This window comes from Streptomyces sp. NPDC000941 (assembly GCF_053599555.1).
Genome location: NZ_JBSFMM010000059.1, coordinates 24,423 through 38,117, shown reverse-complemented (window position 1 = coordinate 38,117; position 13,695 = coordinate 24,423). Strand labels below are relative to the sequence as shown.

The window sequence follows — 13,695 nt, the reverse complement described above, 5'->3', positions numbered from 1 at the left end:
TGAACACAAGGACAGACGCCGATCGGAGCCGTGGCGTTGCACCCGGAGCGGGACCAGGAAGAGAAGGTTCCGGCCGCCGTCAGTAGCGGACCTTCCCGTAGTCGACCTCCTGCACGGGATACGTGGCGGCCCGCTGCCCGAGGGCCCGCATCCGCTGCCGCATCTCGTCGGCCGGCAGCCGGTGGTAGCTGCCGTGTCCCGGCAGCACCCACTCGAACGTCAACTCCTCCGCGCCGCGCGCCACGGACTCGGCCAGCGTCTTGATCGATTCGTAGACGACGCTGTCGGCGACCTCCAGGTCCTGCTCGGAGCGCGACCAGAAGACCGCGTCGCCGCTGAAGCAGAACTTCTCGTCCGCGATGAAGAGCGTGCTGCCCTTGGTATGGCCGGGGAATGGGTGAGCGATCACACCCGGGCCGATCTCGATCGGATCCTGACCGCGGATGACCGAGTCGGCATCGGGGCGGGAGTGCAGATCCCCCTCGTGGATCCACAGCCGGGCGCCGAAGGCGTCGGCGTACTTGCGGCCGTGGGCGACGTGGTCGAGGTGGGTGAGCAGCACGTCGGTGATCTTCCCGACCGCTTGCGAGTAGCGGCGGGCGAGCGCGGGCTGCCAGCGCGGGGTGTCGATCATCATCGCGGTGCCGCCGGGGCGGCGCAGAAGATACGAGGTGGCGCCGTACGTCTGTGCCGAGGCATGCCCGCACAGGAGCACGATCCCGTCCTCGTCCAGGGCCATCGGGTACGGGTCGGAATCCGGGGCCCACTCATTGGCGGGCGGATGCACGGACCGGGTCGGACAGGCGTGCGCGGCCATGTAGAGCTGCCGCGTCTCCTCCTCGTTCGCGGGCTGGCGCAGGACGGTCGACGAGCCGCCGTAGTCCCCGCTGGGCTGGTAGCCGATCAGGCCGGGGGCGTACTGACGGGCGATATTGCAGTTCAGGCAGCGATCGTCGACGTACCAGTGCGAACTCTTCACACCGGGGGTGGGGTTGCTCAAGAAGGGTTCCCGCTTTCACAGGGATCGGAGCGACACCCCTGCCGTCGCTGGTCCGAGGCACGGGCTGACGCTGTGGCGAGTCAGGCCATGGATCGCGCGACGGAAGGCAAAGCAACGGACGACGTTTCCGAGCTGAACCCTAACGGTGCCTACGGGGGTGGGCTGCCGAATCGTTATCGACGGTGCGTATGCGGGCGTTGTGTTTCGGCCACTCCGCTCGTACGTGGTGACCGCTCAGATGCCCAGCCGGGCGGCGATCCCGTCGAGGACGGCGTCGAGCCCCGTCTCGAACTGCCACTGAGCGTCGTCCTTACGGGTCGCCTCGTTGATATAGCGCTGGTAGGTCGGGTAGCGGCCGGTGTTCATGAGCCAGTTCATGCGCGGGGCGAGGGCGATGCGCGTCTCGTCGGGGCTGGCCCACCCCTGCTCCTGCATCAGCTCCGAGAGGCCGATCTCCCGGTCCACGGCGCCTTTCACGTAGGAGTCCACTGCGCGGCAGACCGCCATCATCGTGTCGACGTCCAGATCGAGCTCGTCGAGCGAGGCCAGGGCGCTTTCGGCCACGGCCACTTGGTTCGGGGTCAGCGTGAACACCGCCGCGCGGGCCACCCAGGGGTGCTGGAGGAGCACGGATCTGGTGCGCCGGGAGAGCGTACGCATGGCCTGCCGCCAGTCCTTGGCGCCCTCCGGTGGCGACATCTCGCCGTACACATGGTCGACCATCAGCTCCAGGAGCTCGCCCTTGCCGGATACATAGCGGTATGCCGCCATCGGCGCGACCCCCAGATCGGTCGCGAGGCGGCGCATGGTGACGGCGTCGAGGCCTTCCGTGTCGGCGATCGCCACGGCGGCCTGGGCGATGCGCCGGGGGGTGAGCGTGGAGCGCGGGGCGGGGGCCGGGCGGTCCAGCCGCTCCCACAGGAAGGCGGGCTCCGGCCGCTCGGGCCGCTCCGGCTTCGCCTGCGGCTCCCGCTTTTTCCGAGGAGGCATGGGGTGAGCTCCTTTCAGGGCCGCCCAGTGTACAGAGTATCCGCATGTGGACAACGTACACACCGATGTGTACGTTGTATCGCGACGGATACGTTGTACACATCGAACGGAGTTCTCCATGAACGACCTCAACGACGGCCCCCTGCGGGTGGCGGTCCTCGTCGGCAGCACCCGGGACGGCCGCTTCGGACCCGTGGTGGCCGAGTGGACGGTCGGCCACATCGCGCAGCGCGAGGACCTGGAGGCCGACCTTGTCGACCTGGTCGAGACCCCGGTCCCGACCGTCATGCCGGCGTTCGGGCAGCAGCCGTCGGAGGAGGGCATGGCGCTGCTCGGCGCCGTCGCCCCGCGGCTGGCGGCGGCCGACGCGTTCGTCATCGTCACGCCGGAGTACAACCACAGCTACCCGGCGGCCCTGAAGAACGCGATCGACTGGCACAACCCGCAGTGGCACGCCAAGCCGGTCGCCTTCGTCTCCTACGGCGGTATCTCCGGCGGCCTGCGCGCGGTCGAACATCTGCGGGGCGTCCTGGCCGAACTGCACGCGGTGACCATCCGCAACACGGTCAGCTTCCACAACTACGGCGACAAGTTCGACGCGGACGGCAAGCCCCTGGACCCGGAGTGCGACGCCGCGGCCAAGTCCCTGCTCGACCAGCTGACGTGGTGGGGGCTCGCACTGCGGGACGCCCGCGCCGCCCGACCGTACACCGGCTGAGGCGGGGGAGCGCGGCCATGACCGGCGACGCCATGACCGGCGACCCGGGGGACACGCCCCCTCCCGTCCGGCGGAACTCTCCCTACCTGGGCATCTTCGGTCTGATGCTCGGCATCTTCCTGGCGACGCTCGACGGACAGATCGTCGGCGTCGCACTGCCGACCATCGTCGGCGACCTGGGCGGCCTCGACCACTTCTCCTGGGCCGTCACGTCCTACCTGCTCACCTTGGCCGCGACCACCCCGATCTGGGGCAAATTCGGCGACCTCTACGGCCGCAAAGGCGCCTACCTCTGGTCCGTGGTGCTCTTCCTGATCGGCACCGTGCTGTGCGGCCTCGCGCAGAACATGGGACAGCTCATCGCCTTCCGCGCCGCCCAGGGCCTCGGGGCCGGCGGTCTCATGGTCGGTGCGATGTCCATCATCGGCGTACTGATCCCCGCTCAGGACCGCGGCCGCGTCCAGTCGATGATCGGCGTGATGCTGCCCGTCGCCTTCGTCGGCGGGCCGCTGCTCGGCGGATTCATCACCGACGTCCTGGACTGGCGCTGGGTCTTCTACGTCAACGTGCCCTTCGGTATCGCCGCGCTGCTCGCCGTCGGCAAGGGCGTACGCCTGCCACAAGCGCGCGTCGGCGGACGGATCGACTACCCCGGTACGGCCCTGCTGACCGCCGCCATCCTGTCCCTCACCCTGCTGGCCGGCTGGGGCGGCACCCGCTACGACTGGACCTCACCGCAGATCGTGCTGCTCGGCGCGGTGGCCGCCGTGGCCCTCGCCGCCTTCATCCGGGTGGAACGGCGCGCGACGGAGCCCGTCATCCCGCTGCGGCTGTTCCGCAGCCGCGACTTCACCCTCGCCCAGGCCCTCAGCTTCCTGGTCGGCGCCGCGCTGATCTCGGTGGCGAGCTACCTGCCCCAGTACATGCAGTTCGTGCAGGGCTCCTCCTCCACCGTCAGCGGCATGCAGGGCCTGCCCCTGATGATGGGCATGCTGGCGGCGCAGCTCATCACCGGCCGGCTGATGGACCGGGGCGGTCTGGAACGCGTGGTGCCGATCACCGGCGCCGCCCTCACCGTCACCGGCGTGTTCCTGCTGCTCCTGCTCGACACCGGCACCCCGGTGTTCGCCGCCTCGGCGCTCCCCCTGGTGTTCGGCGCCGGCGTCGGCATGCTGATGCAGAGCACGCTGCTCACCACGATGAGCACCGCCCCGCCGCGCGACATGGGCGCCGCCACCGGCACCGTCACCCTGCTGCGTACGATCGGCGGCTCACTCGGCGTCGCCGCCCTCGGCGCCGTACACATCGGCCGGATGACGGCCGAACTGGCCGACCGGCTCGGCCACCGCACCGCCGAACAGCTCACCTCCACGGGCGAGGTGACCCCGTCCTCGGTCGACAGGATGCCCGCCCAGATGCGCCACGCCGTCCAGGAGGCGTTCATCGGCGGACTGCACGGCGTCCTCATCGGCACGGCCGTCCTCGCCGCGGCCGCCTTCGCCCTCGCCTGGTTCGTCCGGGGGAAGGCGGCCGCCGAGCCGTCCGATCCGGCCGAAGAGACGGACCGGGCGCGAATCCCGGCCACGGCCACGGACTGAAGCCTTGTCACGTACCCCGACAGAGAAAGCAGACCACCACCATGCCCAGCACCTCCGCCACGCGCGCCAAGGACATCCTTCTGCGCCCCTTCGCCCTGGGTGGCCTCACCCTTCCTAACCGGATCGTGATGGCGCCGATGACCCGTGAGTTCTCGCCCGGCGGCGTACCGGGCGAGGACGTGGCGGCGTACTACGCCCGGCGGGCCGCGGGCGGGGTCGGCCTGATCATCACTGAGGGGACGTACATCGGTCATGAATCGGCGGGCAGCAGTGACCGCGTCCCCCGTATCCACGGAGAACAGGCCCTGGCGGGCTGGGCCGGGGTGACGGGCGCGGTGCACGGCGCCGGCGGGAAGATCATGTCGCAGTTGTGGCATGTGGGCATGGACCGCAAGCCCGGCACCCCGCCCGTGCCCGCCGCCCCGCCCATGGGCCCCTCCGGGATCGCTGTCGACGGTACGGAGTCCGGCCGGGCGATGACCCAGACGGACATCGACGATGTCGTCGCGGCCTATGCCACGGCTGCCTTGGCTGCCCAGCGGATCGGGTTCGACGGCGTCGAGGTCCATGCGGGCCACGGCTATCTCATCGACCAGTTCCTCTGGGAGCGGACCAACCGGCGCACCGACGCCTACGGCGGCAACCTCGCCGCCCGCTCCCGCTTCGCCGCCGATGTCGTCGCCGCGGTCCGCGGGGCGGTCTCCCCGGACTTCCCGATCACCTTCCGGTTCTCACAGTGGAAGATGGGCGCCTACGACGCCAGGCTCGCCCGCTCGCCGCAGGAACTCGAAGCCCTGCTCGCCCCGCTGGCGGACGCCGGAGTCGACGCCTTCCACTGCTCCACCCGCCGCTTCCACCAGCCCGAGTTCGAAGGGTCCGAGCTCAACCTCGCAGGCTGGGCGAAGAAGCTCACGGGCAAGCCCGCGATCTCGGTCGGTGCGATCGGCCTCGACAACGAGTTCACCGATGTGATCCAGGGCCGGCAGGGCGAGGTCACGGGCATCGGAGAACTGCTCGACCGGATGGAGCGCGACGAGTTCGACCTCGCGGCGGTCGGCCGCGCGCTGCTCGGCGACCCCGACTGGCTCACCAAGGTCCTGACCGACCGCACAGCGGACCTCAGCCCGTTCCACGTGGGCCTGCTCGCCGCCCTGAACTGAGTTGAGCTGAGCTGCCATGCAGACCAAGGTCTGACTCCCCTTGTCTCGTATGCGCCTCAAGGCGGATGCCCTCCCGCCTTGAGGACGGATGTGGCCCCCGATGGCGCGTGACAACCTCCGGGATGTCGAACTCCGGGATCTCGAACTCCGGGATGTCCAAGCCAGCTCGTACAGGAGCCCCCTCATGCCCACCAGCGCGCCGCCACCCGCCCTCTCGCCCCTCGCGACCGCCGCCCCCGTCCCCCCGTGGGCCAGACGCGCGGCGGCCGCGACCTTATGGACATCCTTGCCTTCCGCGCTGTGGCGGTTCGCCGTGGTGCTCGGTGTTCCGTTGGGGCTCGCCGAGTCCGAGTACGACTCGATGCTCATACCCGGATGGGGATATCTCGTCCTGCCGTTGCTGTCAGCGGTGCAGGAGGCGCTGGCCTTCCTGACACTGGGGCTGGTACGGCCGTGGGGCGAGGTGTGGCCGCGCTGGATCCCCCGCCTGAGAGGCCACCGCATCCCCGTGTACGCCGCGGTCGTGCCCGCGGCGCTGGGCGCGGTCGCCTGCACGGTCTACGGCGCGCTCTTCGCCTGGACGACGCTGCACGCCGACATGGAGGTCACGCAGTGGGGGGAGTGGCTGATGAACGCCTGCTACGTGCCGATGGTGGCGTGGGGGCCGCTGCTGGGTGTCGTCACCGTGCACTACTACCGGCGCCGCACACGCGGCTGGACGCATGCCGACGGCGATCGCCGATGAGTTCCGGCGGCGGGATCGGTCTGCCCTTCTGGGGCCAGGAGAAAGACCCGGACCGGAAGGAAGGGCAGCCATGGCGAACGTCGACGTCGTCCGCGCATGCATGGAGAGCTACCTCGCACAGGACCGTGACACCGCGGACCGGCTGATCGCCGAGGATTTCGTCTTCACGAGCCCGCAGGACGACCACATCGACAAGGCCGCGTTCTTCGAACGCTGCTTCCCCACGGTCGACCGCCTCCGGTACCAGAAGGTCCTGGAAGCGGTCCCCGCCGGGGGCGACGACGTCTTCCTCCTCTACGAGTACGAACTGAAGGCCGGCGGACGCTATCGCAACGTCGAGCTGATCACCGTACGGGACGGAAGGCTCACCGAGACCCAGGTCTTCTTCGGCGGCCGGGTCCGGGAGACATGAGCGTCCGAACTCCACGGTCACGCGTCGACGGGGGTGGGGCTGGACAGCCGGAGGTCCTGACCGGGCCCGACCCGTGTCAGGCGGTGAAGCCGCCGTCGATGGTAAGGCTGGCCCCCGTGATGTAGCCGGCCTCCGGGCCGGCCAGGTAGGAGACCAGTCCGGCGATCTCCTCCGGGGTCGCTATGCGGGAGAGCGCGAGCCACTGGAGCATGGCATCCGCGGCCGGGCTGTCGGCCGACATGCGGTCGTTGGCGGTCGGGCCGGGTTGGATGTTGTTCACGTTGATGCCACGCGGGCCCAGGTCCCTGGCCAGGCCGCGCACCAGTCCGGCTATGGCCGCCTTGGTCATGGCGTAGGCGGCGCCCCCGGCGAAGGGAACGCGCTCGGCGTTCACGCTGCCGATGGTGATGATCCGTCCGCCGTCGCCGAGATGGGGAAGCGCGGCCCGGATGACGTGGAGGACGCCGCGCACATTCACATCAATCATCCGATCGATCTGTTCGGGTGCGAGTTCCTCCACGCGGCCGACAGCGGCCACACCGGCGTTGCTGACCAGGACGTCCAGGCGCCCGAAAGCGGCGGCTGTCCGTTCGACCGCTGCAGTGACAGCCTCAGGGTCGGCAGCATCGGCCTGCAGACTCAGTGCGCGCCCGCCGGCATGTTCGATCTCCCGCACGACCTGATCCGCGCGGTCCGGCGAAGCTGAGTAGGTGAGCGCCACCCGCATGCCGTCGCAGGCCAGGCGCCGTGCGATGGCCGCCCCGATGCCGCGCGACCCGCCGGTGACCAGGACCACTTTTTCCACGCCCATGCTCATGCGCAACCGCCTCCGCAGGACGACACCCAATCACGTCGATACTCATCGAACACTACGATGATCATCGACATGGCGGCAAGCCTCCGCTACGCTCGCCAGGGTGAGCACGCCGATCGAGACACCCCACCCGAGCCCTGCCGACCTGCGATTGGCCACGGTCCTGGCGGCACTGGCCGACCCCGCGCGACTGTGCGCCGTGCGCATGTTGGCCGCGATAGGCGAATCGCCGTGCGCGGAATTGCAGCAGGCGGCGGGGCTCGCCATCAGTCGGTCGACCTTCTCCCATCACCAACGTGTGCTGCGCGAAGCCGGTGTGCTCAAAGTCCGAGTGGACGGGGCCCGGCGCATGCTCAGCGTGCGCCGCGATGAGCTCGACGCCTGCTTCCCCGGCCTCCTCGACGCGGTGCTCGCCACCGCCCCGGAACGTATCGGCGCGCGGTGATACACCCCGTCAGGTTCATTGTCCCTACCGCTCAGAGCGCGGCCCTGAGCCGCTGAGCGGTATCCGGTACGACGCCTGACGGCCCTCGATGATGACCGCGATCCCGTCGAGCAGTGACCCAGGCCGAACTCGAAGCGTTCGTCGAGGCGGAGGTCGTAGCCGTCTGGGAGGGAGGCGGTGAGGCGGGTGAACGTCGGGTAGCGGGGGAGGCGGTGATCGTGGCGTGGCGTTCGACGACTATGAGCGGCGCCTGCGGCTGTTCGTCGGGCTCAATCGGGCGCTGGCCACGGAGAATCCGGGCGGGCCGGCCTCCGAGGCCTCGGTCGAGCGGGCCAAGAACGCGATCTCGCTATAACCAGGCCAATCGGTCATCAGGAGGCGGCCGTCGCGTAGGCGCGGGGTGGGAGGGCGCCGGGTCGTGCGCCCCGACCACCCCATGGCCACCGGGCTCCACCGTCACCCCCATCTAATCTCCCGCACACCCTGGTACTGGGCGTGGCCCGCGTCGGACGGGTCTCCGCCGTGGACCTTGGCCAGTGCGCGCTTGACCAGACGGTCGGTCGTGACGGCCCGGCTAATTTTTTCTTTGATGGTATTGGTGTACGACTTCGCCATGTCCCGTGCCAACCGCGAATCGTCACCCTCAGGAGGATCGAAACGCACGGTGCCGTCGGAGTTGTCGGAGAACTTGTACCCATAGGCCTCCGCCGTTACGACGACCTTCTTGACTATGTCCTGCATCTCAGTCAGCTGGTCATACGCGTCGTTCAGGATGGCATAGATGCTGCTGGCTTCCTTGTACAGGTCCTCGAACTCTTTCACGGTCTTGCGGACGAATTCATGCGTGACGGTCGCGTTGAGCCCAGCCCACCGCGCACCCTCCGACTTCTTCAGCAGGCCCGAACGCGCATCGCTCTCCAGCTTCTTCAGACCATCGACAACGGACTTCCAGTCGTCGGCTGCGAGCATGAGATTTGACAGATCGACCTCGACGAGATCCGTGTAAGTGAGAGTCCCCATCGTCATTCCCCCGTTTCCGCTACTTCACTATCTTGGATATCTCGGAAACGCTGACGGCCGAGCCGTCCCGGTGTCGAAGCGAGGCCGCGATCAGCTCGTCGTCTTTCGCGTGACTCTTCTTCGAGTAGTCCAGGTGATTGGAGATATGGGCGCACATCTGCAGCATGGTGTTCACCTGGGAAGTCCAGACGGACACCGTCGTGCTCAGCTCGTCGCCCATGGTGAAGTTGCGGTCGCTCATCGACTTGGCCGCCTGCATGGACGACCCCACGCCGTCCTCGTACGCCCCGGCCCCGGCGATGTCGGCCGCCTTCTGCAGCTGCCCGTGCAGGACGAAGGCCTCGTGTCCCACGGCGCCCAAGTCGTCCTGATGAACGATGAGATCGGAGGCCTTGCCGCCGTCCTTGCCCCCGCCGCCACCGCCGGCCGCGGCAAGTTGGTTGAGTCGCGTATGGGCGCTCTGCTGCCCGGCCGCGTCCGCCTTGAGCTGAGACCACTCGCTGTCGAACGACATTTCCCCGTTACCTCCCGAAAAGAACATCAGCGCGTCCGGTGCCGCGGCCGTCGCTCCCCTGGCTCGCCGCACCACATCGCGAATTGAAACGCATGCTAGCTGAATTGGATTACATCACTCCGGCTGCGGCCGGGCAAAGTCAGCCTCGATTCGTCAGCGGGGTTCGATTGCTGATCGATCCGGCGGTTCGCCCGTAATGTTCTTGGCCGGTGCGGGATGGGCTGTCGCGTGATGCCGCGGCTGCGCCGGGTTCCATGGGCTCGGAGACTGCGAAGGTCCCTTTTTCCTACCCGTACGCGACAAATTCCGATTCGAGGATCACCTTCGGCTGGGCGGCGGCCGGGCCCCAGGAGCAGCGGATCGACCACCGCGACATCGAGGGGCGGACGGCGGTCACGGCGCGGCGTTCGACGACTACGAGCGGCGCCTGCGGCCGTTCGTCGCGGTCAACCAGGCGCCGGCCACGGAGAATCCCGGCGGGCCGGCCTCCGAAGAGCCGGTTGAGCGGGCCGACACCTTGGGCTTCCCATGGCCACCGGGCTCCACCGTCACGACTCCCCTGTTATACGTCCAGCAGAGAGTGGTACTGGGCGTGGCCCGCGTCGGACGGGTCTCCGCCGTGGATCTTGGCCAGTGCGCGCTGGGCCAGAAGGTCGGTCGTGGCGGCCCGGCGAATTTCTTGATTGACGGCTTCGGTGTACGACTGCGTGGAGTCCAGTGACCACCGCGACCCGCCCTCCCCGGACTCATGGAAACTCACGGTGCCGTCGGAGTCGTCGGAGACCGTGAATCCGTCTTCCTGCGCCCTTGCGACGAGCCACTTGACTTTGGACTGAATCCTGGTCAGCTGGTCATACGCGTCGTCCAGGATGGCGTAGATGCTGCTGGCCTCCTTGTGCAGGTCCTCGAACTCTTTCGCGGTCTTGCGGACGAATTCATGCGTGACAGTCGCGTTGAGCCCAGCCCACCGCGCACCCTCCGACTTCTTCAGCAGGCCCGAACGCGCATCGCTCTCCAGCTTCTTCAAACCATCGACAACGGACTTCCAGTCCGTGACCGCGGTACTGAGCTTTCCCAGACCGACCCCGACGAGATCCGTGTAAGTGAGGGTCCCCATCGTCATTCCCCCGTTTCCGCTACTTCACCATCTTGGATATCTCGGAAACGCTGACGGCCGAGCCGTCCCGGTGTCGCAACGAGGCCGCGATCAGCTCCTCGCCCCCGCCGCCGGCCGCGGCAAGCTGGTTGAGTCGCGTATGGGCGCTCTGCTGCCCGGTCGCGTCGGCCTCGAGCTGAGACCACTCGCTGTCGAACGACATTTCCCCGTTACCTCCCGAAGAGGACATCAGCGCGCCCGGCGCTGCGGCCGTCCCTCATCTGGCCCGCCGCACCACATCGCGAATAAAACGCATGCTAGTCGAATCGGATGACATCACTCCGGCTGCGGCAGGGCAAAGTCAGCCTCGATTCGTCAGCGCGGTATCGCTCAGTCGAGGTCGCCGTTGCCGTCGCCGTCGCGCAGCCGGGTCAGGGTCTGTTCCAGCTCGGCCTGGAGCACGCGGCCCGCCGTATCCGCGTCGCCCCGCTCGACGGCCTTGACCAGGGCGGAGTGGGCCTCGTCGCCCGGGTTCGGTGTCCCGGTGGCCCCGGTGCGCAGGGCGAGCAGGTCCACCAGGTCGATCAGGGCCTGCCGCAGCCGAGGGACGAACTCGGCGAACAGATCGATGAGTACGGGGTTGTGCGCGGCGCCGACCACCGCCGCGTGCAGTGCGATGTCCGCGTCCACGAACGCGGCGTCGTCGCCCGCGGCGGCGGCGCTCCGGGCGTCCAGCGCCGCGTTCAGGGTGGTGAGGTCGGCGTCGGTGCGGCGCAGCGCGGCCAAGCGGGCGGCCTGGACCTCGACCAGCATGCGCACCTCGAAGACGTCGGTGACGGCCGCGCGGCGGAGCCGGGCGGGCCAGCCCTCGGCGGGCTCGGTGGCGATGACGAAGACGCCGGAGCCCTGGCGGGCCTGCACCAGCCCCGCGCCCGCCAGGACACGGATCGCTTCGCGCACGGTGGAGCGGCCCACGCCCAGGGTCTTGGCCAGGGTGGTCTCGCCGGGGAGCCGGGTGCCGACCGGCCAATGGCCTCCGGTGATCTCCTCGCGCAGCCGCGCGGCCGCCTGTTCGATCAGCGGCGTGGGGCGGAGGGCGGCCAGCGGCATCCGGTTCACCTTTCAAGGAGCAGGTCCTCGAGTAAGTTCTCAGCTTGTCTGAGGACCTGACATGTGGCTAGCCTATCCCGCATGTCGCTGCGCGGACTCCTTCTTCTCGGCTGCCGCGGCGGGGCCTGACCGGACCGGCACCCCGCCGCGGAGTGCCGTGCTTGCCGGTCGACCCCGATCGAGCGAAGGACATCCCGGCCTCATGGCTGTTCAGTACGACGAGCCCATCCAGCACAACACCCCCGCGCCCCCGGCACTCCGCACCCCGCACGGGCCCCTCCCCGCCGACGCCCCCTCCTGGAACCCGCAGCGCCCCAGCGCCATGCCGCACCACCGCTACCGGTCCGTGTACGACAGGGTCGCGGTACCGCTGACCGGCGACCGCACCTGGCCGGGCCGCCGGATCGAACGGGCGCCACTGTGGGTGCCGGTGGATCTGCGCGACGGCAACCAGGCCCTGGCCGAGCCGATGGACACCCCGCGCAAGCGCCGGATGTTCGATCTCCTGGTGGCGATGGGCTTCAAGGAGATCGAGGTCGGCTACCCCTCCGCGAGCCAGACCGACTTCGACTTCGTACGCCACCTCGCGGAGAGCGACGCGGTCCCCGCCGATGTGACCGTGGTGGTCTTCACCCCGGCCCGCCGCGATCTGATCGAGCGGACGTACGCCGCCATCGAGGGCCTGCCCCGCTCGGTGGTGCATCTGTACACCGCCACCGCCCCCGTCTGGCGCGAGGTGGTGCTCGGCCGTGGCCGCGCCGAGGTGTACGGGATGATCCGGGACGCCGCCGGGCAGCTGGCCCGGCTCGCCGAGGCGCGCCCCGAGAACATCCGGTTCCAGTTCTCCCCGGAGGTTTTCAACCTCACCGAACCCGACTTCGTACTGGAGGTCTGCAACGGCCTCACCGAGTTGTGGGACGCCTGCCCCGAGCGGCCGGTGATCCACAACCTGCCCGCCACCGTCGAGTGCGCCACCCCCAATGTGTACGCCGACCAGATCGAGTACATGCACCGCCACCTGGAGCGGCGCTCGGACGTCGTCCTCTCCGTGCATCCGCACAACGACCGGGGCACCGGGGTCGCCTGCGCGGAGCTGGCCGTGCTGGCGGGCGCCCAGCGGGTCGAGGGCTGTCTGTTCGGCAACGGCGAGCGGACGGGCAATGTGGACCTGGTCACGCTCGCCCTGAACCTCTACGCCCAGGGCGTGGACCCGATGATCGACTTCTCCGATATCGACGCGATCCGCGACACCGTCGAGCACTGCAACCGGCTGCCGGTCCACCCCCGCCACCCCTACGGCGGCGAGCTGGTCCATACGGCCTTCTCCGGCACCCACCAGGACGCCATCAGCAAGGGGCTGGCCGAGCACGCCCGGCGGGCCGCCGAGTCCGGGGTGCCGGAGGGTCAGGCGCCGTGGGCGGTGCCGTATCTGCCGATCGACCCGGCCGACGTGGGACGCAGCTACGAGGCCGTGATCCGCGTCAACAGCCAGTCGGGCAAGGGCGGTATCGCCCATCTGCTCCAGGCGCACTACGGTCTGGACCTGCCCAAGCGGCTGCGCGCCGACTTCTCCCGCATCGTGCAGGCCGCCACCGACAACAGCGGCCGGGAGGCCGCGGCCGAGGACCTGTGGGAGCTGTTCCGTACGTCGTATCTCGTCCCCGGTCACGACGACGGCCCGGTCACCCTCGGGTCATGGACGACCGAGGAGACCGGCCCCGGTCGGCACCGCTTCGTCTGTGAGCTGCGCACGGGCGACGACAAGCGTGTGTACGAGGGCACGGGCAACGGGCCGCTGTCCGCCTTCGCCGACGCCCTGGCCGGTGCCGGGATCGCCGTAGACATCCTCCACTACGCCGAGCACGCGACCGCCGCCGGACCCGGCAGCCCCGCCATGGCCTATGCCGAATGCCGCGTCGGTGACAGCACGCGGTGGGGCGCCGGTCAGGACACCTCCGTGCTCACCGCGTCGGTGCACGCCGTGCTGGCCGCCGTGAACCGGGCGCGGGTGTGGTGACGGTTGGGGTGAGGTGAAGGACTGATGCGGTGAGGGGGCGGTGCGCCGGTGCTCGG

Annotated in this window: 16 protein-coding genes; 8 read left to right on the top strand and 8 right to left on the bottom strand. The window is 69.2% G+C overall.

The annotated features are described in order from the left end of the window. Window positions 1-79 precede the first annotated feature (79 nt). Both ACWDSL_RS20630 and ACWDSL_RS20625 read right to left on the bottom strand, forming a co-directional pair. The gene (locus tag ACWDSL_RS20630; protein ID WP_450487353.1) at window positions 80-1,000 is read right to left on the bottom strand and encodes an MBL fold metallo-hydrolase; all 921 of its coding nucleotides are present in this window, start codon (window positions 998-1,000) and stop codon (window positions 80-82) included. A 234-nt stretch (window positions 1,001-1,234) separates the two neighbouring features. Further along, complete coding sequence (locus tag ACWDSL_RS20625) at window positions 1,235-1,990, bottom strand: TetR/AcrR family transcriptional regulator (protein WP_450487351.1); 756 nt, start codon at window positions 1,988-1,990, stop codon at window positions 1,235-1,237. Between the two features lie 118 nt (window positions 1,991-2,108). Here ACWDSL_RS20625 and ACWDSL_RS20620 point away from each other — a divergent pair, with 118 nt between their 5' ends. The 5 genes from ACWDSL_RS20620 (at window position 2,109) to ACWDSL_RS20600 (ending at window position 6,623) form a co-directional block, all read left to right on the top strand. Continuing rightward, a complete protein-coding gene (locus tag ACWDSL_RS20620; protein ID WP_450487349.1) occupies window positions 2,109-2,708 on the top strand; it encodes an NADPH-dependent FMN reductase in 600 nt (199 codons plus the stop codon). Window positions 2,709-2,725: 17 nt separating this feature from the next. Next, the gene (locus ACWDSL_RS20615) at window positions 2,726-4,306 is read left to right on the top strand and encodes an MDR family MFS transporter (protein ID WP_450487347.1); all 1,581 of its coding nucleotides are present in this window, start codon (window positions 2,726-2,728) and stop codon (window positions 4,304-4,306) included. 41 nt (window positions 4,307-4,347) lie between these two features. After that, window positions 4,348-5,466: an NADH:flavin oxidoreductase gene (locus ACWDSL_RS20610; protein WP_450487345.1), complete on the top strand. Its 1,119-nt coding sequence runs from the start codon at window positions 4,348-4,350 to the stop codon at window positions 5,464-5,466. Window positions 5,467-5,650: 184 nt separating this feature from the next. Beyond that, window positions 5,651-6,211 (top strand): hypothetical protein, encoded by a 561-nt coding sequence (locus ACWDSL_RS20605; RefSeq protein WP_450487343.1) that lies wholly within the window; start codon window positions 5,651-5,653, stop codon window positions 6,209-6,211. A gap of 70 nt (window positions 6,212-6,281) precedes the next feature. Then, entirely contained in the window at window positions 6,282-6,623 is a 342-nt protein-coding gene (locus ACWDSL_RS20600) for a nuclear transport factor 2 family protein (RefSeq protein WP_089511400.1), read from the top strand. Window positions 6,624-6,699: 76 nt separating this feature from the next. Here the strand turns inward: ACWDSL_RS20600 and ACWDSL_RS20595 are convergent, their stop codons facing one another. Continuing rightward, window positions 6,700-7,440 (bottom strand): SDR family oxidoreductase, encoded by a 741-nt coding sequence (locus tag ACWDSL_RS20595; RefSeq protein WP_450487341.1) that lies wholly within the window; start codon window positions 7,438-7,440, stop codon window positions 6,700-6,702. A gap of 100 nt (window positions 7,441-7,540) precedes the next feature. On the opposite strand from ACWDSL_RS20595, the gene ACWDSL_RS20590 reads away from it, so the two are divergent. Together ACWDSL_RS20590 and ACWDSL_RS20585 are read left to right on the top strand one after the other, a co-directional pair. Next, a complete protein-coding gene (locus ACWDSL_RS20590) occupies window positions 7,541-7,882 on the top strand; it encodes an ArsR/SmtB family transcription factor (protein WP_450487339.1) in 342 nt (113 codons plus the stop codon). A gap of 223 nt (window positions 7,883-8,105) precedes the next feature. Further along, window positions 8,106-8,237 (top strand): hypothetical protein, encoded by a 132-nt coding sequence (locus ACWDSL_RS20585; protein ID WP_450487337.1) that lies wholly within the window; start codon window positions 8,106-8,108, stop codon window positions 8,235-8,237. 101 nt (window positions 8,238-8,338) lie between these two features. Here the strand turns inward: ACWDSL_RS20585 and ACWDSL_RS20580 are convergent, their stop codons facing one another. From ACWDSL_RS20580 to ACWDSL_RS20560, 5 genes are all read right to left on the bottom strand, one after another. Further along, window positions 8,339-8,902 (bottom strand): hypothetical protein, encoded by a 564-nt coding sequence (locus tag ACWDSL_RS20580; RefSeq protein WP_450487335.1) that lies wholly within the window; start codon window positions 8,900-8,902, stop codon window positions 8,339-8,341. 19 nt (window positions 8,903-8,921) lie between these two features. Beyond that, on the bottom strand, window positions 8,922-9,416 hold the full coding sequence (locus ACWDSL_RS20575; protein WP_450487333.1) for a hypothetical protein: 495 nt from the start codon (window positions 9,414-9,416) through the stop codon (window positions 8,922-8,924). A 562-nt stretch (window positions 9,417-9,978) separates the two neighbouring features. Continuing rightward, entirely contained in the window at window positions 9,979-10,533 is a 555-nt protein-coding gene (locus ACWDSL_RS20570) for a hypothetical protein (protein ID WP_450487331.1), read from the bottom strand. A 19-nt stretch (window positions 10,534-10,552) separates the two neighbouring features. Then, complete coding sequence (locus ACWDSL_RS20565; RefSeq protein WP_450487329.1) at window positions 10,553-10,735, bottom strand: hypothetical protein; 183 nt, start codon at window positions 10,733-10,735, stop codon at window positions 10,553-10,555. Window positions 10,736-10,902: 167 nt separating this feature from the next. Next, on the bottom strand, window positions 10,903-11,622 hold the full coding sequence (locus ACWDSL_RS20560; protein WP_450487327.1) for a FadR/GntR family transcriptional regulator: 720 nt from the start codon (window positions 11,620-11,622) through the stop codon (window positions 10,903-10,905). 202 nt (window positions 11,623-11,824) lie between these two features. On the opposite strand from ACWDSL_RS20560, the gene leuA reads away from it, so the two are divergent. Continuing rightward, complete coding sequence (gene leuA, locus ACWDSL_RS20555) at window positions 11,825-13,639, top strand: 2-isopropylmalate synthase (RefSeq protein WP_450487325.1); 1,815 nt, start codon at window positions 11,825-11,827, stop codon at window positions 13,637-13,639. The last annotated feature ends 56 nt before the right edge of the window (window positions 13,640-13,695 follow it).

Excerpts from the sequence above, each read along its gene's own strand:
- ACWDSL_RS20625 (WP_450487351.1), bottom strand. The coding sequence starts at position 1,990 with ATGCCTCCTCGGAAAAAGCGGGAGCCGCAGGCGAAGCCGGAGCGGCCC.
- ACWDSL_RS20620 (WP_450487349.1), top strand. The coding sequence starts at position 2,109 with ATGAACGACCTCAACGACGGCCCCCTGCGGGTGGCGGTCCTCGTCGGC.
- ACWDSL_RS20615 (WP_450487347.1), top strand. The coding sequence starts at position 2,726 with ATGACCGGCGACGCCATGACCGGCGACCCGGGGGACACGCCCCCTCCC.
- ACWDSL_RS20610 (WP_450487345.1), top strand. The coding sequence starts at position 4,348 with ATGCCCAGCACCTCCGCCACGCGCGCCAAGGACATCCTTCTGCGCCCC.
- ACWDSL_RS20605 (WP_450487343.1), top strand. The coding sequence starts at position 5,651 with ATGCCCACCAGCGCGCCGCCACCCGCCCTCTCGCCCCTCGCGACCGCC.
- ACWDSL_RS20600 (WP_089511400.1), top strand. The coding sequence starts at position 6,282 with ATGGCGAACGTCGACGTCGTCCGCGCATGCATGGAGAGCTACCTCGCA.
- ACWDSL_RS20595 (WP_450487341.1), bottom strand. The coding sequence starts at position 7,440 with ATGAGCATGGGCGTGGAAAAAGTGGTCCTGGTCACCGGCGGGTCGCGC.
- ACWDSL_RS20580 (WP_450487335.1), bottom strand. The coding sequence starts at position 8,902 with ATGGGGACTCTCACTTACACGGATCTCGTCGAGGTCGATCTGTCAAAT.
- ACWDSL_RS20575 (WP_450487333.1), bottom strand. The coding sequence starts at position 9,416 with ATGTCGTTCGACAGCGAGTGGTCTCAGCTCAAGGCGGACGCGGCCGGG.
- ACWDSL_RS20570 (WP_450487331.1), bottom strand. The coding sequence starts at position 10,533 with ATGGGGACCCTCACTTACACGGATCTCGTCGGGGTCGGTCTGGGAAAG.
- ACWDSL_RS20565 (WP_450487329.1), bottom strand. The coding sequence starts at position 10,735 with ATGTCGTTCGACAGCGAGTGGTCTCAGCTCGAGGCCGACGCGACCGGG.
- ACWDSL_RS20560 (WP_450487327.1), bottom strand. The coding sequence starts at position 11,622 with ATGCCGCTGGCCGCCCTCCGCCCCACGCCGCTGATCGAACAGGCGGCC.
- leuA (WP_450487325.1), top strand. The coding sequence starts at position 11,825 with ATGGCTGTTCAGTACGACGAGCCCATCCAGCACAACACCCCCGCGCCC.